This window comes from Pseudonocardia benzenivorans CB1190 (assembly GCF_000196675.2).
GTDB lineage: Bacteria > Actinomycetota > Actinomycetes > Mycobacteriales > Pseudonocardiaceae > Pseudonocardia > Pseudonocardia benzenivorans.
Map to the genome: position 1 here is coordinate 2196633 of NC_015312.1, position 17642 is coordinate 2214274.

Below are 17642 nucleotides of genomic sequence, written 5' to 3' on the forward strand. Positions count from 1 at the left end.
GTCCTCGTGCGGCTGTTTTGCAGCAGTGAGGTTGCGGCCGGGTCGTGGCGCGCAACCTGACGGTCCTCGCAGGGCGCGTTCGCAGCGCCGGGTTTGCGGTCGGGGCGGGGCTACGGGCCGACGGGGAGGACCGAGCGGGCCGCGCGCGTCACCGCTGCGACGGCCGCCGGGTCCGCCGCCGCGATCTCCGCGGCCAGCTCGAGCGCGGCGGTCGTCACCCTGCCGGGCTCGGCCAGCCGGCTCGCCAGTCCGATGTCGACGGCCTCGGCCCCGGTGATCCGCCGTCCGCTGAGCAGGAGGTCGCGGGCCGGGGCCTGGCCGACCGCCCGGACGATCCGGTGGATCGCGCCACCGCCCGCGAGGATGCCGAGCGTGGCCTCTGGCAGCCCGAGGCGGACGCCCGGCGCGACGACGCGGATGTCGCAGGACAGCGCGAGCTCGAGGCCGCCGCCGAGGCAGGCGCCGTCGACCGCGGCGATCGTCGGCACCCCGACCTGCTCGAACGCGCCGTAGACCTGCTGGCAGAGCTCCACGTAGGACACTTGGTCGGCGAGGTCGGCGCGAGCCATGTAGGGGATGTCGCCGCCCGCGGCGAAGATGCGCGGCACGGCACTGCTCACGACGACGGCGCGGGTCCCCGCCGGGACGCTCGCCAGTGCCTCGCCGACCGCCTCGAGGAACGGCCGGTCGAAGGCGTTGACCGGGGCCGAGTCCATGACGATCTCCGCCACGGCGTCGTACAGTCCGACGTGGACCCCGGGATGGCGTCCGAACGCGACGCCGCTCACCGGCCGTCCGGCCCGGTGAACCGGGGGTCCCGCTTCTCGGCGAACGCCGAGAGGCCCTCCTGTGCGTTGGCGCCCGCGCGGACGGTGCGCCACAAGGACAGCTCGGCGGCGAGCCCGGCGGCGAACGAGTCCTGCGAGGCCCCCAGCGCGAGTCGCTTGGTCGCCGCGAGCGCCTCGGGGGACAGCGCGGCGAGGCTCGCGGCGAGTTCGAGCGCCGCCGCCGGGTCCGGGACCAGGCGCGTGACCAGGCCCCACGCCAGCGCCTCTGGCGCCTCGACGGTCCGGCCGGTGATCAGCAGGTCGCGCGCGACGCCCTGCCCCACCGCACGCACGAGCCGTGCGACCGTGCCGCCCACCGGGAGCGCCCCGGCCGCCGGCGTGGGCGCACGGACCACGACGGTGCCCGGCGCGACGCGGACGTCGCAGCACAGCGCGAGGTCGAACGCGACGCCGGTGCACCGGTCGGCGAGCAGCGCGACGGTCGGCAGCGGCAGGTCCTCGACGGCGGACAGCGCCTGCTGCCACGCGGTCACGGAGTCCTCGTCGACCGGCCGGTCGACGGCGGCGTCGGACGGGAGCCGCAGGAGGACGGCGCGGGTGCCTGGCGGCAGCGCGGCCAACGTCGCGACCAGTTCCGTCAGCGCGTCGGTCGCCGACCCGGCCGCGAGCTCCACGACGGCCACGGGGTCACGGGCGGGCCGCGGCGCGACACCGCGGGGATCGGGCGTCGACGCCTGCACGGGCTGTCCTCCAAGGCGATCCGTAACGCGACCGACTGGTCGGTCGAGAGACTGGCGTGCCCTTCCGTGCGGTGTCAAGCGCGGTCAGAGCGCGTTTCGACCCAGGTGCGGGGCGTGTCCGAAGAGTTCCTTGACGACCTGTGTGGCGGCCCCTAGGGTTTCGGGCCAGCACCCGACCGACCAGTCGGTCGTGCCTGTCCGAAGACCCCGGAGGAGCCGTAATGACGCGGTGGAGAAACCGACTGGGCGTGGCGTTGGCCGCCGCGACCGCGCTGCTGGTGGCGGGCTGTGGCGGAGGCGGGTCGTCCGACTCCGGCGGCTCGGGCGCGGGCAACCAGACCCTGCAGTTCGCGGTCGTCGCCGAGCTCACCGGCAAGTACGCGCCGTACGGGCTGCAGCTGCAGGCGGGCGTCAACGAGGCGGTCAAGGACCTCAACGCGTCGGGGCAGTACCCCTTCACGATCGAGCCCAAGTTCTACGACTGCCAGAGCGAGCAGGCGATCTGCGTCAGCAAGACCCGCGACGCAGTGACCAGCGACAAGATGCCGCTGGTGATGGGACCGGTCGTCAGTCTCGACATCCTGCCCTCGGCCGAGGTGACCCAGCGGGCCGACACCCCGCACGCGGTGTTCGCGGTGCTGCCCGACATCACCGACAAGTACACGAACACGTTCCGCTGGAGCGCGCAGAACGACGTCAACAACAAGACCGTCGTCGACTTCGTCAAGGCGAAGCTGCAGCCGGGCGAGGGCGTCGCGATCGTCCACGCCAACACCGACTTCGGCAACGGCGGTGCCAAGCAGCAGGCCGACGGCCTGGCCGCGGCCGGCATCACGCCCGTCGCCAACATCGGCCACGACCCGTCGCAGGCGGACTACACCCCGGTGATGGTCGAGCTGAACCAGAAGAAGCCCAAGTACATCCTGCTGTCGGACTCCGACCCGGCCGACGTCGCGAAGCTGCTGCGCCAGGCGCGCGAGAACGGTGTGACCGGGCAGTGGGTCGGCGCGGACGCCTCCGGCGCCATCCAGCTCGCGGGCGACGACGCCAAGGGCTACATGATCGTCTCGCCGTGGTTCCCGAACAACGCGTCCGACCCGAACTCGATCGAGCTCTCGCAGCGGTTCGTCGCGGCCGGCATCAAGGACCCGGGCTGGATCGCGGCCATGGCCTACGACGCGACCAAGGGCGTCGCGGAGTCCGCGAAGGCCAAGGGCCTCACGGCCGCCGACATCACGGCCGGCATGGAGTCGCTGACGAACATGCCGGGCAAGGCCGCGAAGTCGTGGACGTTCACCAAGGACAACCGCCGCGGCCTCACCGACTCGACGATCGGCCAGTGGAACGGCACCGGTTTCGAGACCGCGTGGCCGCAGGGCTGACCTGATCGGCCCGGCCCGGCCGCAGGAGCCGACCTGACCGGCGCCGGCCGAGCAGCACGACGAGAACCGACCAGGACGGCCGCGGGCACCGCCCGCGGCCGTCCGACCGGGAGGCGGATCGGTGAGCACCCCCAGCACGACCCCGGCGTCGCCGGACACCCGGCTCGACGCGACGACCGACGACCCGCAGCCGCCCTCGTTCACCGCCGAGCGCCACCTCGCCCCGAAGTGGGCGCGGTGGGGGCTGCCGGTGGTGCTCGCGGTCGCCGCGGTCGCGCTGCCCTTCGTGGGCATCGACAGTGCGCAGCAGTTCCTGTTGGCCTACATGGCGATCATCGCGTTGCTCGCGATCTCGCTGCACTTCCTCATGGGCATCGCCGGCCTGTTCAGCCTGGGCCAGGCGGGCTTCTTCGGCGTCGGCGCCTACGTCGGCGTCGTACTCATGGACAAGCTCGGGTGGGACGGCGCGATCGCGCTGCCGCTGGTCGCGGTGGCCGGTGCGCTGGTCGGGCTGCTCATGGCGGTCGCCACGCTGCGCGCCTCGGACCTGTACCTGGCGCTGACCACGCTGGCGTTCGGCTTCGTCGGCGAGAACGTGGTGCGCAACATCGACTATCTCGGTGGGGCGCAGGGCCTAGCGGGCTTCGACCTGTACTTCTTCGGGCTGACGCTCGACGACCCGCTGCTGATCTACTGGATCGGCCTGGGCTGCCTGATCGTGTTCATGGTCATGATCACGAGCATGCGCCGCAGCCGGTTGGGCCGGGCCCTGATGGCGGGCCGGGAGGGGCCGATCGCGGCGCGCAGCATCGGCGTCGACACCGGGCGCTACCGGTTCCTGGCCTTCGGGCTGTCGGGAGCCTTCGCGGCGGTCGCGGGCTCGCTCTACACCGCGTACGCCTACGTGCTCGACCCCTCGGTGTTCGGCCTGGGCCTGACGACGACGGTGCTGACGATCGCGATCGTCGGCGGGCTGCGCTCCATGCCGGGCGTGCTCGTCGCGGCGGTGGCGCTGACCTGGTTCCGCAGTGCCGTGGACGGTGAGGCGATCTCCGAGTACGTGCTGCTGTTCTACGCGGCACTCGTCGTCCTGACCCTGCTGTTCCTGCCGCAGGGCATCGGCGGCGCCATGTCCACGTCGTTCAGACGACTGGCGAACCGGAAGGGGCGCTCGTGACCGAGCCACTGCTGCGCGCGCGGGGCCTCACCCGGCGCTTCGGCGGCCTCGTCGCCGTCGACTCCGTGTCGGTCGACGTCGCCGAGGGCGAGGTCCACGGCCTCATCGGACCCAACGGTGCCGGCAAGACGACGCTGGTCAACATGCTCACCGGCGTCGACCGCATCGACGACGGCACCGTGCACTTCGCCGGCGAGGAGACGACGGGACTGCCCTCGCACAAGCTCGCCGCGCGCGGGATCGCACGGTCGTTCCAGACCTCGCAGCTGTTCGAGGACGAGGACGTGCTGGCCAACGTCATGGCCGGCCGGCACCGGCACCTGCGCTACCGCTTCCCGCACGACGTGCTCTACACCCCGCGGACCGCGCGGGAGGAGCGGGCGAGCCTCGTGCGGTGCGCGGAGCTGCTGGCGATGCTGCGCCTCGACGACGTCGCGCACCGGCACGTCGGCGAGCTGTCCTACGGCAGGCGGCGGCTGGTCGAGATCGCCCGCGCGCTGGCGACCGAGCCACGGCTGCTGGTGCTCGACGAGCCCGCCGCGGGGCTGTCGGGCGTCGACGTCGACCTGCTGGAGGGCGTGCTGCGGGACCTGTCCGCCGCCGCTTACACGATCCTGATCATCGAACACAACATCGGGCTGGTCATGGGCATCTGCGACCGCGTCACCGTGCTGGCCGAGGGCGCCGTACTGGCCCAGGGGCCACCCGCGGAGGTCCGCGTCATGCCCGAGGTGATCACTGCCTACCTGGGCAGGAGCGCCGCATGACGCTCGAGGTCGAGAACCTGTCGGTGGGCTACGGCGACGTCCCCGTGGTTCGCGAGGTCAGCCTGGAGGTCGCGGTCGGCGAGGCGGTCTGCCTCGTCGGACCCAACGGGGCCGGCAAGACGACGACGCTGCGCGGGATCATGGGCCTCTCGAGGCCGACGGCGGGCGCCGTCCGCTGGGAGGGCACCGACCACGCAGGCAGGCCCGCGTGGTCGCGCGCGCACGCCGGGATCGCGCTCGTCCCCGAGGGCCGGCACGTCTTCGGGCCCCTCTCGGTCGTGGAGAACCTCGAGGTCGCGGTGCGTGCCGTCGGCGGGCGGCGGGTCGGTGCGCGCATCGACGCCGCGATGGACCGCTTCCCGCGGTTGCGCGAGCGCCGCGCCCAGCCGGCCGGGCTGCTGTCCGGCGGAGAGCAGCAGATGCTCGCGATCGCCCGCGCGCTCGTGCAGGAACCGCGGCTGCTGGTGATCGACGAGATGTCGCTCGGGCTCGCGCCGGTGGTGTACGAACAGGTGGGTGAGGCCGTGCGCGGGCTGGTCTCCGACGGGCTCGGGGTGCTCATGGTCGAGCAGAACGCGGCACTGGCGATGTCGTTGTGCAGCAGGGGATATCTCATGTCCGGTGGGCGGATCCTGCTCGGTGGCACCGTCGAGGAGATGGCGCACGAGGATGCCGTCGCCCACCTCTACTTCGGGGCGGTGTGAGAGATGGACAAGCTCCTGCAGCTCGTCGTCGCCGGCCTCGTCACGGGGTCGATCTACGGCCTGATCGCCACCGGCTACGCGGTGCTCTACACCGCGACCGGGTTCGTCAACTTCGCGTTGGGCGCGCAGGCCATGCTCGGCGGGTACCTCGCCTACGTGTACTTCCCCGCTGTGCCGCAGTGGGTGCGGATCGTGATCTCGCTGGTCGTCGGGGCGGTCGTGTCGGTCGTGTCGTGGAACCTGCTCTACAAGTGGGCCGCGAGACGGGCGATGCTGGCGGCGGTGATCATGTCGTTCGCGCTGGCGATCGTCTTCGAGGAGATCATCAGACTCTCGGCGGGAGGGCTGAACGTGCCGGCCCCCTCGCCGTTCGGCCGCACCGTGTTCCAGCTCGGTGCCGTGACGATCTCGGCCCACCAGCTGGCGGTGGTCGTCGTGTCCGCGGTCCTGTTCACCGGGCTCGTCGTCATGCTCGGCAGCAAGCGCGGCGCGGCCGTGCGGGCCATGTTCGCCGACGCCGAGACCGCCGAGGTGCTGGGCATCCGCACCGCCCGGCTGACGACGATCCTCTTCGCGGTCTCGGGCGTGTTCGCCGCGGTCGCGGGCATCCTCGCCGCCCCCCTGCTGACGCTCTCGCCCTACATGGGCCTCAACCTCGCGCTGATCGGCTTCGTCGGCGCGATCCTCGGCGGCCTCGGCCGGATCGGGACGGCGATCGCCGGCTCGATCCTGCTCGGGCTGCTGGAGGCGTTCTTCGCCGGCTACGTGTCGGCCGACTTCCGCACCGCGCTGGTGTACGCGGTGTTCGTCCTGGTCCTCGTGATCCGCCCGGCGGGCCTGCTCGGCCGGGTGGCGAAGGTGAAGGTATGACGCAGAAGTACGAGACGATCTCCGTCGAGCGCGACGGGGCGGTCGCCCGCATCACCCTCGACCGCCCCGACAAGCTCAACGCGCTCGACCCCGTGATGCTCGAGGAACTGCTCGACGCCGTCGGCGGGCTCGCGGCCGACGAGGACGCCGCCGCCCTGGTCCTCACCGGCCGCGGCCGGCTGTTCTCCGCGGGCGTCGATCTGTCGACGCCGTTCTTCATGGAGGACCTCGACGAGAAGCAGGCGTCGACGGTGTTCAGCGGCAAGCGCCTGCTCGACCGGCAGCACCGCATCATCGCGGGCCTCTACGAGCTGCCGTTCCCGACGATCGCCGCGGTCAACGGCGACGCCGTCGGCGGGGGCGGGTTCGGCCTCGCGATGGCCTGCGACCTGCGGCTCGCGGTCCGCGGTGCCCGGTTCTGGATGGTGCCGGGGGCGCTCGCGGTGGTGCAGGACTTCGGGTTGTCGTGGCTGACGCAGAAGGCGATCGGGCCGTCGCGGACGCTGCAGATGGCGTTGCTGGGCAAGCCCGTCCTCGCCGAGGTGGGCGAGGGGTGGGGCCTCGTCAACGAGGTGCACGACTCCCCGGAAGCGTTGCGCACCAGGGTCGACGAGGTCGTCGCACAGCTCAACACCATGGGCCCCGACGCGATCCGGATGCTCAAGCTCGTCATCCGCAACGGCGCGACGAGCCCGCTGCGCGAGCAGCTCGCGATGGAGGCCGTCGCCAACGGCCTGACGTTCCAGTCCGCCGAGTTCGCCGAGCGCAAGGCGGCCTACCTGGACGGCCTGCGGAAGAAGGGCGCGAAGTGACCGTCCCGGCCACCATGCGCGCGGCCCGGCTGCGCGAGATCGAGGGGACGGTCCGGCTCGTCGTCGACGAGGTGGACGTCCCGGCCCCCGGCCCGGGCGAGGTGCTGGTCCGGGTGCGCGCGTGCGGGCTCAACCAGGTCGACCTGCTCACCCGCGACGGCAGGACCCCCGCCGCGGTCCCGCTCCCGCACGTTTCCGGCACCGAGGTCGCGGGTGACGTCGCCGCCGTCGGCGAGGGCGTCAGGAAGTGGCGCGGCGGCGAGCGCGTCGTCGTCGACCCCGTCCTCTCCTGCGGGGAGTGCGCGTTCTGCCGCGTCGGACGGGACAACATGTGCCTGCGCGGCAAGATCTACGGCGTCCAGACCCACGGCGGGTACGCCGAGTACGCGATCGCGCCGGCGGCGCAGCTGCTCCCGATCCCCGACCACATGGACCACGCCACCGCCGCGGCCGTCGCCGTGACCGGTCCGACGGCCTGGCACATGCTGCGCCGCCGCGCCGACGTCCGGGTCGGCGAGGACGTGCTGGTCATCGCGGCGGGCGCGGGCATCGGGGTGCTCGCGGTGCAGATCGCGCGGCTCGCGGGCGCCCGCGTCGTCGCCACCGCGGGCAGCCCGGACAAGATGGCCCGCGCCGCCGACCTCGGCGCCGACCACGTCGTCAACCATCGCGACCCCGAGTGGGCCGACCAGGTGCGGGCGTGGACCGGTGGGCGGGGCGTCGACCTGGTGTTCGAGCACGTCGGTGCCGCCACCTGGGAGGGCAGCCTGCACGCCATGGCCCGCGGCGGCCGGCTGGTCACCTCGGGCGGGCACTCGGGCTTCACCGTATCGCTGGACCTGTGGCACCTGTTCGTCAAGGAGCACACCGTCATCGGCTCCTTCGCCGGCTCGCGCCAGGACCTCGTCGACGTGCTGGACCTGGTCGCCCGCGGCCGGCTCCGCCCCGTCGTGCAGGACACCGTCGGGCTCGACGGGATCGAAGGGGCACAACGACTTCTGGAGGACCGCGGCGTGTTCGGCAAGCTCCTGCTGGACCCGGCGCGCTAGATCGGGGGGATTCGAGATGAGCACCATCGCCGAACGGGTCGCCGGGTTCACGAGCGGCCTGCAGGCCGACGCCCTGCCGGCCGACGTCCTCGAGAAGATCCGGGTGACGCTGCTGCACAACCTGGCCGTCGCCCTGGCCGACGACGTCGTCACCGGGGTGTCGTTCCGCTACGCCGAGGCCCTGGGTGCGGGCAGCGGGGCCCGGCTGTTCCGGACCGGGGCCGCCGCCGCGCCCGACACCGCCGCGTTCGTCAACGCGACGATGATCCACGCCCGCGCCCAGGACGACGTGTACTTCCCCGGGCTCACCCACGTCGGCGCGACGCTGGTCCCGGCGGTGCTGGCGCTGGGCGAGGAGCTCGACGCGTCCGGCGCCGACCTGGTCGCCGCGCTCGCCGCCGGCTACGAGACCGCGGGCGCACTGTCGCAGGGCTTCGCGCCGCGCACCACGCCGCGGGGTTTCCGCGCGACGGGTGTCTACGGCGTCCTCGGCGCCGCCGCGGGCGCGGCCCGGCTGCTGGGGCTCGACACCGCGACCACGGCCGACGCACTCGGCATCGCGACGAGCCTCGCCGGCGGCACCAACCAGACGTGGGTCGCGGGCAGTCAGGAGTGGCTCTTCCAGGTCGGCTTCTGCGCCCGCAACGGGCTGCTCGCCGCCAGGCTGGCCGCGGCGGGAGGCGCCGGAGCCCCCGACGCCTTCGAGGGCGCGCAGGGCTTCTACCGTGCGCTGCTCGGCGAGGAGACCGACCTCTCGACGGTCGCCACCGACCTCGGCGAGACGTGGCGCGTCCGCGACGTCACCTACAAGCCGCTGCCGGTGTGCGCGATCCTGCAGTCCCCGGTCACCGACGCCCTGTCGTTGCGCGCCGAGCACACGCTGACACCCGAGCTCGTCGGCGCCGCCCGGCTCAGCCTGTCCCCGGGGGAGGCCGCCTATCCCGGGACCGACTCCGTCGGACCGTTCCGCGGCGCGGGCGACGCCCTGATGAGCGCCCAGTTCTGCCTCGCCGTCGCGCTGGAGAAGGGCACGGTCACCGCGTCGGACCTGCTGCGCACCGACGACGCCGGGCTGCTCGAGCTCGCCCGGCGGATCGCGGTCGTGCCCGACCCCGCGCTCGCCTCGCGCTCGTTCAGGCTGGAGATCGACCTCCGTGACGGCGGCCGGGTCGAGCACGTCGGCGAGGACGGTGCGGCCGACTTCAACTGGGACCGCGAGGGGCTGCTCGCGCAGATCGCGGCGATGTCGGCGGAGATGCCGCCGGACGAGGTCGTCGCCGGGCTCGTCGACACGGTGCTCGACGTCGAGAACCGGTCGGTGCGCGACGTCGTGTCGGCGATGGTGACGTCGTGACGGCCCTCGTCGACGAGGCGTACGAGAAGGCGAGCGCCGGCGTCGGCAAGGTCCAGGAGATCCGGATCGGCGTCCTCGACGAGCGTGCGCTGCAACGGTTCGCGCTGGTGGTCGGGCACACCGACGGGCCGTATCAGGACCCGGCCGCGGCCGCCGATCTCGGGTACGCGGGCCTGCTGGCGGCGCCGCTGTACCTGACCGCGGTGCTCGGCTGGGACACCGGGCCCGCCGAGTCCGACCTGCTCGCCGACGGCAACTCCCGCACCCCGCTGGGCGACGTCGACGTCGCGGGGCTGCGGCTCATGGGCGGCGGCCAGGACCTGACGTTCCACGAGCCCGTCGTCGCCGGGCTCGACGTGGTGATGCACGCGGAGGTGACGGCGGTGACGCGCAAGGAGGGTCGCTCGGGCCCGTTGCTGGTGATCGAGGTCCATCGGCGTTACGTCGAGGCCGGCGACGGGCGGCTGCTCGTCGAGTGCCACGAGAGCTTCCTGGCCCGATGAGCGAGCGCAGCGAGCGGATCATCGACGCGGCCGCCGCCGGGTACCCCACCGCCGCCGACGTGAACGTCGGCGACCCGATCGGCGAGCTCGTCGTCACCCCGACCGAGATCACCCTGTTCCGGTTCAGCGCGTTGACGTGGAACCCGCACCGGATCCACTACGACCACCCGTACGCCGCCACCGAGGGCTACCCGGGCCCGCTCGTGCAGTCGCACCTGCACGGGTCCTACCTGGCCCGGCTCGTCGTCGAATGGGCGGGGCCGCGCGCACGGCTGCGGCGTTTCCGCTGGCAGAACCGGCAGTACGCGATCCCCGGCGACGAGCTGCGGATCACCGGGACGGTCACCGCGGTGAACGGACGGCTCGTCGACTGCGAGCTGGCCGAGACCAACCAGCGCGGGGAGACGTGCGCGCCGGGCCGGGCGACGGTGGAGCTGCCCTCGTGACCGTCTCCGCCGACCAGGCGCTCGACCTCTACCGCGTCATGGCCACCATCCGGGTCTTCGAGACGACGGCCGGGTCGCTGTTCGCCGCGGGCGAGCTGCCCGGGTTCATCCACCTGTCGTCGGGCCAGGAGGCCGTCGCCGCCGGGGTGTGCTCGGTGCTGCGCCGCGACGACGCCCTCACCACGACCCACCGCGGCCACGGGCACTGCATCGCCAAGGGCGGCAAGGTGTTCGGCATGCTCGCCGAGCTGTACGGCCGCGCCGCGGGCTACGGCAAGGGCCGCTCGGGCTCGATGCACATCGCGGACAGCTCCGCGGGCATCCTGGGCGCCAACGCGATCGTCGGCGGCGGGCTGCCGATGGCGCTCGGCGCGGCGTGGAGCGCGCAGGTCCGCGGGGAGGACCGCGTCGCCGTGGCCTTCTTCGGCGACGGTGCCGTCGCCGAGGGGGTGTTCCACGAGACGCTCAACCTCGCGGCGCTGTGGCGGCTCCCGCTGGTGCTGGTGTGCGAGAACAACCGCGTCGCGGAGATGACGCCGTCGTCGGTGCACCTGGCGACGACGCGCGTCGCCGACTTCGCGGGCCCCTACGCCATCCCCGGGGCCACCGTCGACGGCAACGACGTGCTGGTCGTGCGCGATGCCGCCGCGACCGCGGTGGCGCGGGCCCGTGCCGGGGAGGGACCGACGTTGCTCGAGTGCGAGACCCACCGCATCCGCGGGCACTTCGAGGGCGACCCGCTGCGCTACCGCAGCGCGGAGGAGACGGCGGCCTGGGCGGCGCGCGACCCGCTCGTCCTGTTCCGGGCCCGGCTCGCCGAGCTCGGGGTGCCGTCCGCACGGGTCGAGGCGGTCGACACCGAGGTCGCGGCCGAGGTGCGCGACGCCGCGGCCGCGGCGGCCGCCGCGGCGCCTGCCCCCGTGTCCTCGCTGCTCGACGACGTGCGGCCGGGGGTGTCCTGATGGCTCGGCTCAAGTACTGGCAGGCGATCAACCAGGCGCTGCGCGAGGAGATGGCCCGCGACGAGGCGGTCTGCGTCCTCGGCGAGGACGTCGGTGCCCCGGGCGGCCCGTTCGGCGCGACCAAGGGCCTGCTCGACGAGTTCGGTGCCGCCCGGGTGCGCGACACCCCGATCAGTGAGGCCACGATCGTCGGCGCCGCGCTCGGGGCGTCGATGACCGGGCTGCGGCCCGTCGTCGAGGTGATGTTCCTCGACTTCATGACCGTGGCGATGGACCAGGTCGTCAACCAGGCCGCCAAGGTCGGCTACATGTCCGGCGGCCACTACCGGGCGCCCATGGTCGTCCGCACGATCTGCGCGAGCGGGCGCAACACCGGCCCCCAGCACGCGCAGAACCTGGAGGCCTGGCTCGCCCACGTCCCCGGGCTGACCGTGGTGTGGGGCTCGAACCCGGCCGACGCCCGGGGCCTGCTCAAGTCGGCGATCCGCGACGACGGGCCCGTCGTCGTGATCGAGAGCCTCGCCGAGTGGTCGCGCCGTGGCGAGGTCGCCGACGACCCCGACGCGCTCGTCCCGATCGGGGTCGCGGCCGTGCGCAGACCGGGCACCGACGTCACCGTCGTGACCTGGGGCGGAGCCGTGCACCGCGTCGACGCGGCCGCCGCGGCGCTGGCCGACGAGGTCGACGTCGAGGTGATCGACCTGCGGACGATCAGCCCCTGGGACCGCGCGACGGTGCTGGAGTCGGTGCGGCGCACCGGGCGGCTCGTCGTGGTGCACGACGCCGTGGCCGCCTTCGGGGCGGGCGCGGAGATCGCCGCGACGGTCGCGGAGCACTGTTTCGGCGACCTGCGCGCCCCGGTCACCCGCGTCGCGGCGCCGTTCGCGCCGTCGCCGTTCCCGCCGCAGCTGGAGGCCGCCTACCTGCCCCAGCCCGGCACCATCGCCGACGCGATCCGCGCGAGCGTGCTGCAGGGGGTCCGGTGACCGAGATCGACGTCGTCGTCCCGAGATGGGGCCTGACCATGGACGACGCCACGTTCGTCGGGTGGCTCGTGCAGGTGGGCGATACCGTCGGCGAGGGCGAGGCGCTGGCCGAGGTCGAGACCGACAAGACGACCGCCGACCTGCCCAGCCCCGCGGCGGGTGTCGTCACCGCGACCCTCGTGGCGGCGGGCGACGAGGTCGTCCCCGGCCAGGTCGTCGGACGCATCGCCGCCGGTCCCGCCGCACCCGCGACCTGATGCTGTGACCCACTTGGAGGAGGAGACCGTGCACGACCTGATCGGCGACCGGACGCTGCGAGACCTGCTCGACGAGCGCACGGCCCGCACGCCGGAGAAGACCTACCTGGTCTACGAGGACGCCGAGGGCACGATCACCGAGTTCAGCTACCTGGACTTCTCCCGCCGTGTCGACGAGCTCGCCGCCGGGCTCGCGGCGCTCGGCGTCGGCAAGGGCGACCGGGTGACGATCCACCTGCGCAACAGCCCCGAGGTGCTCGAGGCCTGGTTCGCCCTCGCGACCCTCGGCGCGGTGTTCGTGCCGTCCAACGTCGCGAACACCGCGGGGGAGATCCAGCACGTCGTCTCCTACTCCGGGTCCGTCGCGGTGATCACCCAGCCGCTGTTCGCCGACGTCGTCGCGCGCGCGGTCGCCGAGTGCCCGACGGTGCGCCACACCCTCATGGCGCGCACCGACACCGCACCCGAGGGCACGCTGCTGCTCGACGACCAGCGCCTCGCCGGTGCCACCCCGCCGGACAACGGCGTCGGCCCCGACGACGTCGTCGAGATGATCTTCACCTCGGGGACGACCGCCCGCCCCAAGGGTGTGCTGCTCACCCACGCCAACGCGCTGCACTCCGGCGAGCGCTCGTCGAGGGCGCTGCTGCTCGACTCCTCCGAGCGCTGCCTGACCTCGCTGCCGGTGTTCCACGTCAACGCCCAGTCGCTGACGGTGCTGTCGTCGCTGACGGTCGGCGGCACCGCGATCGTGCTGGAGGAGTACCGGGCGACGAAGTTCTGGGACCAGGTCCGCGCGCACAAGGCCACCCAGATCAGCCTCGTCGCGATGCAGGCCCGGACGCTGCTCGCGCAGCCCCCGCGGGACACCGACGACCAGCACGACGTCCGCCGCGTCTTCTACGCGCTCAACATCACCACCGACGAGCGCGACAGCTTCGAGAAGCGCTACGGCGTCGAGCTGGTCAACGGCTACGGACTGTCGGAGGCGATGACGCTGGTGACGGTCGCGCCGGTGTTCGGGCCGAAGCGCTGGCCCTCGATCGGGGTCCCGCTGCACGACCGCGTCGTCAAGCTCGTCGACGCCGAGGGCAACGAGGTGCCGCGCGGCGAGGTCGGCGAGATCGTCGTGCAGGGCCGGCCGGGCCGCACCCTCATGCTCGGCTACCACAACGACCCGGAGGCCACGGCCCGCACGCTGGTCGACGGGTGGCTGCACACCGGCGACAACGCCTACGTCGACGAGAAGGGCTACTTCTACTTCTTCGACCGCGGCAAGGACATGATCAAGCGTGCCGGCGAGAACGTGTCGACGGTCGAGGTCGAGTCGGTGCTGCTCGACCACCCGGAGATCGTCGAGGCCGCGGTGATCGGCGTGGTCGACCCGATCCGCGACGAGGCGGTGAAGGCGTTCGTCGCGCTCGCCGCGGGCAGCACGTTGACCGTCGAGGCGATCCAGGAGCACTGCGCGACCCGGCTGGCGAGGTTCAAGGTGCCGACGATCGTGGAGATCCGCGACGAGCTGCCCAAGACCTCGATCGGGAAGATCGAGAAGAAGCTCCTGCGCGGCCAGGGGTAGGGCCGGGACGTGGACGGGGGGCCGGGGACCGGGGCACCGCCGCGGGGCCCTGCGGACCCGGTGGTGCCCTCGTCGCGGCACCGGGAGATCGTGCGGGCGGCGGCCCGGCTGTTCGACGAGCGCGGCTACCACCACACCTCGATGGACGACATCGCCGCCGCGGTGGGCATCAAGAAGCCGACCCTCTACCACCACGTGCCGAGCAAGGGCCGCATCCTCGCCCGGATCCACGACGACCTCGCCGACCGGCTGCTGGGGCGGCTGCGCGAGCGCATCGACACCGGCGCGGCGCCCGCCGCGGTGCTGCTCGGGGTGCTCGAGGACCACCTCGAGCTGCTCGACCGCGAGCCCGCCAACCTGCGCTGCTACTACGAGCACCGCCGGGAGCTGCCGCCCGAGGACGAGGCCCACTCGCGGGCGCGCCGCGACGAGTACTTCGCCGCGGTGCTGGCCGTGGTCGAGGACGGCGTGGCCCGCGGGGACTTCGCCGTGACCGACCCGCGGTTGGCGACGCTGGCGTTCTTCGGCGTGTGCAACTGGTCGTACCAGTGGTACCGGCCGGGGGGTGCGATGGCGGCGCGGGCGATCGCCGTGAGCTTCTGGCGCTGTTTCCTGTCCGGCATCGCCGCGACCAGCACGGGGCCTGCGCCGTAGCTGTGCCGAACGTCTCCGTGGGCGCGGTCCGCCCCGCGCGGTATCTTCGTGGCGTCGTAGCCCGACCGACCAGTCGGTCGAGTTGTTGGAGGGAACCTGATGCTCGAGACGAACAGCCCGGTCACCGGCCCCGTCGCGCTGCCCACCGTCACCGCCGACGACGAGACCCTGCGCGACGCCCTCACGGCAGGGAACATCCCCACGCTGCTGCTAGTGCTGCGCACACTCACCGGTGATCCCCGCTGGTTCGCCGAGCCCTACCGGCCCTCGCGCACGATCGCGATGAACGACAACGACTCCGGCGGGCTGCCCGAGCCGGTCCAGCAGGAGATCCGCGACGCCGTGCTCGACGTGCTGCGCGAGCTGCGCGACGGCGGCCGCGACGTGACCCCGCCCCCGCTGGGAGCCGGGCTCATCGAGATCCTCGGCGAGTCGCTGGGCGAGCAGGTGCCGGCCGAGTACGCGCCGTCGATGGCCGAGGACGCGGGCTTCGTCCCGTCCGACGCGTTCGACGGGCCGCCGCTCGGCGCGGACCTCTCGGTCGTGATCATCGGCGCCGGCATCTCCGGGATCTGCGCGGGCACGGCACTGCGTCGCCTCGGGGTCGACGTCACGATCCTGGAGCGCAACGACGACGTCGGCGGCACCTGGCTCGACAACGACTACCCGGGCGCGGGCGTCGACACCCCGAGCCACCTCTACGCGTTCTCCTTCGCGCCGTGGCCGAGCTGGTCGCGCTACTACGCCAAGCAGCCCGAGATCCTCGACTACCTGCGGCGCGTCGCCGACCAGGAGGGGCTGCGGTCGGTGATCCGGTTCGGGACGGAGGTGCTCGGCGCGACCTGGGACTCCGGCTCCTCCGTCTGGCGGGTGCAGGTGCGTGCCCGCGACGGCGTCGTCTCCGAGCTCGCGTCCGACGTGCTCGTCAGCTCCGTCGGCCAGCTCAACCGGCCCGTCGTCCCGGCACTGCCCGGGCTCGACACCTTCCCGGGCCCCGCCTTCCACACCGCGCAGTGGGACCACTCGGTCGACCTGACGGGCTTGCGCGTCGGCGTCGTCGGGACCGGCGCGTCGGCGATGCAGGTCGTGCCGGCGATCGCGGAGCAGGCCGGCTCGCTGGTGATCTTCCAGCGCTCCCCGCAGTGGGTCGCACCCAACGGGAACTACCTGCGCGAGGTCGACCCGCGCACCCGGCTGCTGTTCGAGCAGGTCCCGTACTACCGGCCCTGGTACCGGCTGCGGCTCATGTGGATGTTCCAGGACAAGCTGCACCCCACGCTGCAGCGCGACGAGGCGTGGGAGCGGGCCGCCGACGGCCGTTCCATCAACCGCACCAACGACAAGCACCGCGAGTTCTTCACCCGCTACCTGCGCGAGCAGCTCGGTGACCGCGAGGACCTGGTCGCGAAGTCGCTGCCCGACTACCCGCCGTACGGCAAGCGGATGCTGCTGGACTGCAACTGGTTCTCCACACTGCGTCGCGACGACGTCTCGCTCGTGACGTCCGGCGTCGCCGCGATCGACGGCTCGACCGTGGTGACCGAGGACGGCGGCCGCCACGAGGTCGACGTCCTCGTCTTCGCGACGGGCTTCTCCGCCCGGAAGATGCTGCACCCGTTGGACATCCGCGGCCGTTCCGGCACGTCGCTGCGCGAGCGGTGGGGCGACGACGACGCCTGGGCGCACCTGGGCATCGAGGTCCCCGACTTCCCGAACCTGTTCCTGATGTACGGGCCCAACACCAACCTCGGCCACGGCGGCTCGACGATGTTCCACGCGGAGTGCCAGGTGCACTACATGGTCGCCCTGCTGCGCGAGATGGTGGCGTCCGACGTCGCGGCCGTCGAGGTGCGCCGCGACGTGTGCGAGGACTACGTCGCCCGCGTCGACGCCGCGCACGAGAACATGATCTGGACCCACCCGGGGATGAGCACGTGGTACCGCAACGCGGCGGGTCGCGTCGTCACCAACAGCCCGTGGCGGCTGCAGGACTACTGGACGATGACGCGCCGCCCGTCGCTCGACGAGCACATCGTGACCCCGGCGCGTCAGAGCTCGTCGAAGGGCGTCGCGTAGCGGAAGGTGCCCCGCGGGGTGTCGTCGTCGAGGGCCAGGACCTGGAAGTGGACGCCCCACGTCGGGTCCGGGGCGTCGACGCCGACGGTCCTGGAGTCGACGAACCCGAAACGCCCGTAGAAGTCCGGGTCGCCGAGGAGCCCGACGAGCCGCTCCCCGCGGCTCCGGGCGACGTCGACCGCGGCGTCGACGAGCGCACTCCCGATCCCGTGGCGCTGCGCCTCGGGCAGCACACCGATCGGCCCGAGCCCCAGCGCGTCGGCCTCGCCGACGTGAGCCCGGGTGCAGATCACGTGGCCGACCACCCGGTCCTCGTCGTCGGCGACCAGGGAGAGAGCGGGCAGGAACCAGGGACCGTCGCGGAGCCGGTCGGTGAGCCCGGCCTCGACCGCCTCGCTCCCGTCGGGCGGGGCGAAGGCGGCGCGATGGACGGCGCGCACGGCATCGTGGTCGGCGATGGTCTCGGGGCGGATCCGCACGGCGGACATCGTCGACGGAACCGGCCGTGGCGTCGACCGGTTTGTCCGCAACCCCGT

Annotated in this window: 19 protein-coding genes; 16 read left to right on the forward strand and 3 right to left on the reverse strand. The window is 73.0% G+C overall.

Annotated elements, in window-relative coordinates:
• Nucleotides 1-110: 110 nt before the first annotated feature.
• Both PSED_RS10500 and PSED_RS10505 read right to left on the reverse strand, forming a co-directional pair.
• Nucleotides 111-788, reverse strand: a complete 678-nt coding sequence (locus PSED_RS10500; RefSeq protein ID WP_013674218.1) for an enoyl-CoA hydratase/isomerase family protein — start codon at nucleotides 786-788, stop codon at nucleotides 111-113.
• Nucleotides 785-1528: an enoyl-CoA hydratase/isomerase family protein gene (locus tag PSED_RS10505; protein ID WP_013674219.1), complete on the reverse strand. Its 744-nt coding sequence runs from the start codon at nucleotides 1526-1528 to the stop codon at nucleotides 785-787. The genes PSED_RS10500 and PSED_RS10505 overlap by 4 nt, the downstream gene beginning before the upstream one ends.
• A gap of 221 nt (nucleotides 1529-1749) precedes the next feature.
• Here PSED_RS10505 and PSED_RS10510 point away from each other — a divergent pair, with 221 nt between their 5' ends.
• The 16 genes from PSED_RS10510 (at nucleotide 1750) to PSED_RS10585 (ending at nucleotide 17106) form a co-directional block, all read left to right on the forward strand.
• A complete protein-coding gene (locus PSED_RS10510) occupies nucleotides 1750-2910 on the forward strand; it encodes an ABC transporter substrate-binding protein (protein ID WP_013674220.1) in 1161 nt (386 codons plus the stop codon).
• A 121-nt stretch (nucleotides 2911-3031) separates the two neighbouring features.
• Nucleotides 3032-4087 (forward strand): branched-chain amino acid ABC transporter permease, encoded by a 1056-nt coding sequence (locus PSED_RS10515; RefSeq protein WP_013674221.1) that lies wholly within the window; start codon nucleotides 3032-3034, stop codon nucleotides 4085-4087.
• On the forward strand, nucleotides 4084-4854 hold the full coding sequence (locus tag PSED_RS10520) for an ABC transporter ATP-binding protein (protein ID WP_013674222.1): 771 nt from the start codon (nucleotides 4084-4086) through the stop codon (nucleotides 4852-4854). The genes PSED_RS10515 and PSED_RS10520 overlap by 4 nt, the downstream gene beginning before the upstream one ends.
• Nucleotides 4851-5558 (forward strand): ABC transporter ATP-binding protein, encoded by a 708-nt coding sequence (locus tag PSED_RS10525; RefSeq protein ID WP_013674223.1) that lies wholly within the window; start codon nucleotides 4851-4853, stop codon nucleotides 5556-5558. Before PSED_RS10520 ends, PSED_RS10525 begins: the two co-directional genes overlap by 4 nt.
• 3 nt (nucleotides 5559-5561) lie before the next feature.
• Nucleotides 5562-6428: a branched-chain amino acid ABC transporter permease gene (locus PSED_RS10530; protein ID WP_013674224.1), complete on the forward strand. Its 867-nt coding sequence runs from the start codon at nucleotides 5562-5564 to the stop codon at nucleotides 6426-6428.
• Nucleotides 6425-7240 (forward strand): enoyl-CoA hydratase/isomerase family protein, encoded by an 816-nt coding sequence (locus tag PSED_RS10535; RefSeq protein WP_013674225.1) that lies wholly within the window; start codon nucleotides 6425-6427, stop codon nucleotides 7238-7240. Before PSED_RS10530 ends, PSED_RS10535 begins: the two co-directional genes overlap by 4 nt.
• Nucleotides 7237-8289 carry a zinc-binding dehydrogenase gene (locus PSED_RS10540; protein WP_013674226.1) on the forward strand — a complete coding sequence of 351 codons (1053 nt, stop codon included), beginning with the start codon at nucleotides 7237-7239 and terminating at the stop codon, nucleotides 8287-8289. The genes PSED_RS10535 and PSED_RS10540 overlap by 4 nt, the downstream gene beginning before the upstream one ends.
• Nucleotides 8290-8305: 16 nt before the next feature.
• Entirely contained in the window at nucleotides 8306-9643 is a 1338-nt protein-coding gene (locus PSED_RS10545; RefSeq protein WP_013674227.1) for an MmgE/PrpD family protein, read from the forward strand.
• On the forward strand, nucleotides 9640-10146 hold the full coding sequence (locus PSED_RS10550) for an FAS1-like dehydratase domain-containing protein (RefSeq protein ID WP_013674228.1): 507 nt from the start codon (nucleotides 9640-9642) through the stop codon (nucleotides 10144-10146). Before PSED_RS10545 ends, PSED_RS10550 begins: the two co-directional genes overlap by 4 nt.
• A complete protein-coding gene (locus tag PSED_RS10555; RefSeq protein ID WP_013674229.1) occupies nucleotides 10143-10592 on the forward strand; it encodes a MaoC/PaaZ C-terminal domain-containing protein in 450 nt (149 codons plus the stop codon). Before PSED_RS10550 ends, PSED_RS10555 begins: the two co-directional genes overlap by 4 nt.
• Nucleotides 10589-11554, forward strand: coding sequence for a thiamine pyrophosphate-dependent dehydrogenase E1 component subunit alpha (locus tag PSED_RS10560; RefSeq protein WP_013674230.1), 966 nt, complete (start codon nucleotides 10589-10591; stop codon nucleotides 11552-11554). Before PSED_RS10555 ends, PSED_RS10560 begins: the two co-directional genes overlap by 4 nt.
• The gene (locus tag PSED_RS10565; RefSeq protein WP_013674231.1) at nucleotides 11554-12540 is read left to right on the forward strand and encodes an alpha-ketoacid dehydrogenase subunit beta; all 987 of its coding nucleotides are present in this window, start codon (nucleotides 11554-11556) and stop codon (nucleotides 12538-12540) included. The genes PSED_RS10560 and PSED_RS10565 overlap by 1 nt, the downstream gene beginning before the upstream one ends.
• Nucleotides 12537-12797, forward strand: a complete 261-nt coding sequence (locus PSED_RS10570) for a lipoyl domain-containing protein (RefSeq protein WP_013674232.1) — start codon at nucleotides 12537-12539, stop codon at nucleotides 12795-12797. Before PSED_RS10565 ends, PSED_RS10570 begins: the two co-directional genes overlap by 4 nt.
• A 28-nt stretch (nucleotides 12798-12825) precedes the next feature.
• A complete protein-coding gene (locus PSED_RS10575; RefSeq protein ID WP_013674233.1) occupies nucleotides 12826-14376 on the forward strand; it encodes an AMP-binding protein in 1551 nt (516 codons plus the stop codon).
• A gap of 63 nt (nucleotides 14377-14439) precedes the next feature.
• A complete protein-coding gene (locus PSED_RS10580) occupies nucleotides 14440-15030 on the forward strand; it encodes a TetR/AcrR family transcriptional regulator (protein WP_233899384.1) in 591 nt (196 codons plus the stop codon).
• A 99-nt stretch (nucleotides 15031-15129) separates the two neighbouring features.
• A complete protein-coding gene (locus tag PSED_RS10585; RefSeq protein WP_013674235.1) occupies nucleotides 15130-17106 on the forward strand; it encodes a flavin-containing monooxygenase in 1977 nt (658 codons plus the stop codon).
• Here the strand turns inward: PSED_RS10585 and PSED_RS10590 are convergent.
• The gene (locus PSED_RS10590; protein ID WP_041760926.1) at nucleotides 17079-17585 is read right to left on the reverse strand and encodes a GNAT family N-acetyltransferase; all 507 of its coding nucleotides are present in this window, start codon (nucleotides 17583-17585) and stop codon (nucleotides 17079-17081) included. The two genes, PSED_RS10585 and PSED_RS10590, sit on opposite strands and share 28 nt — an antisense overlap.
• Nucleotides 17586-17642: the final 57 nt, after the last annotated feature.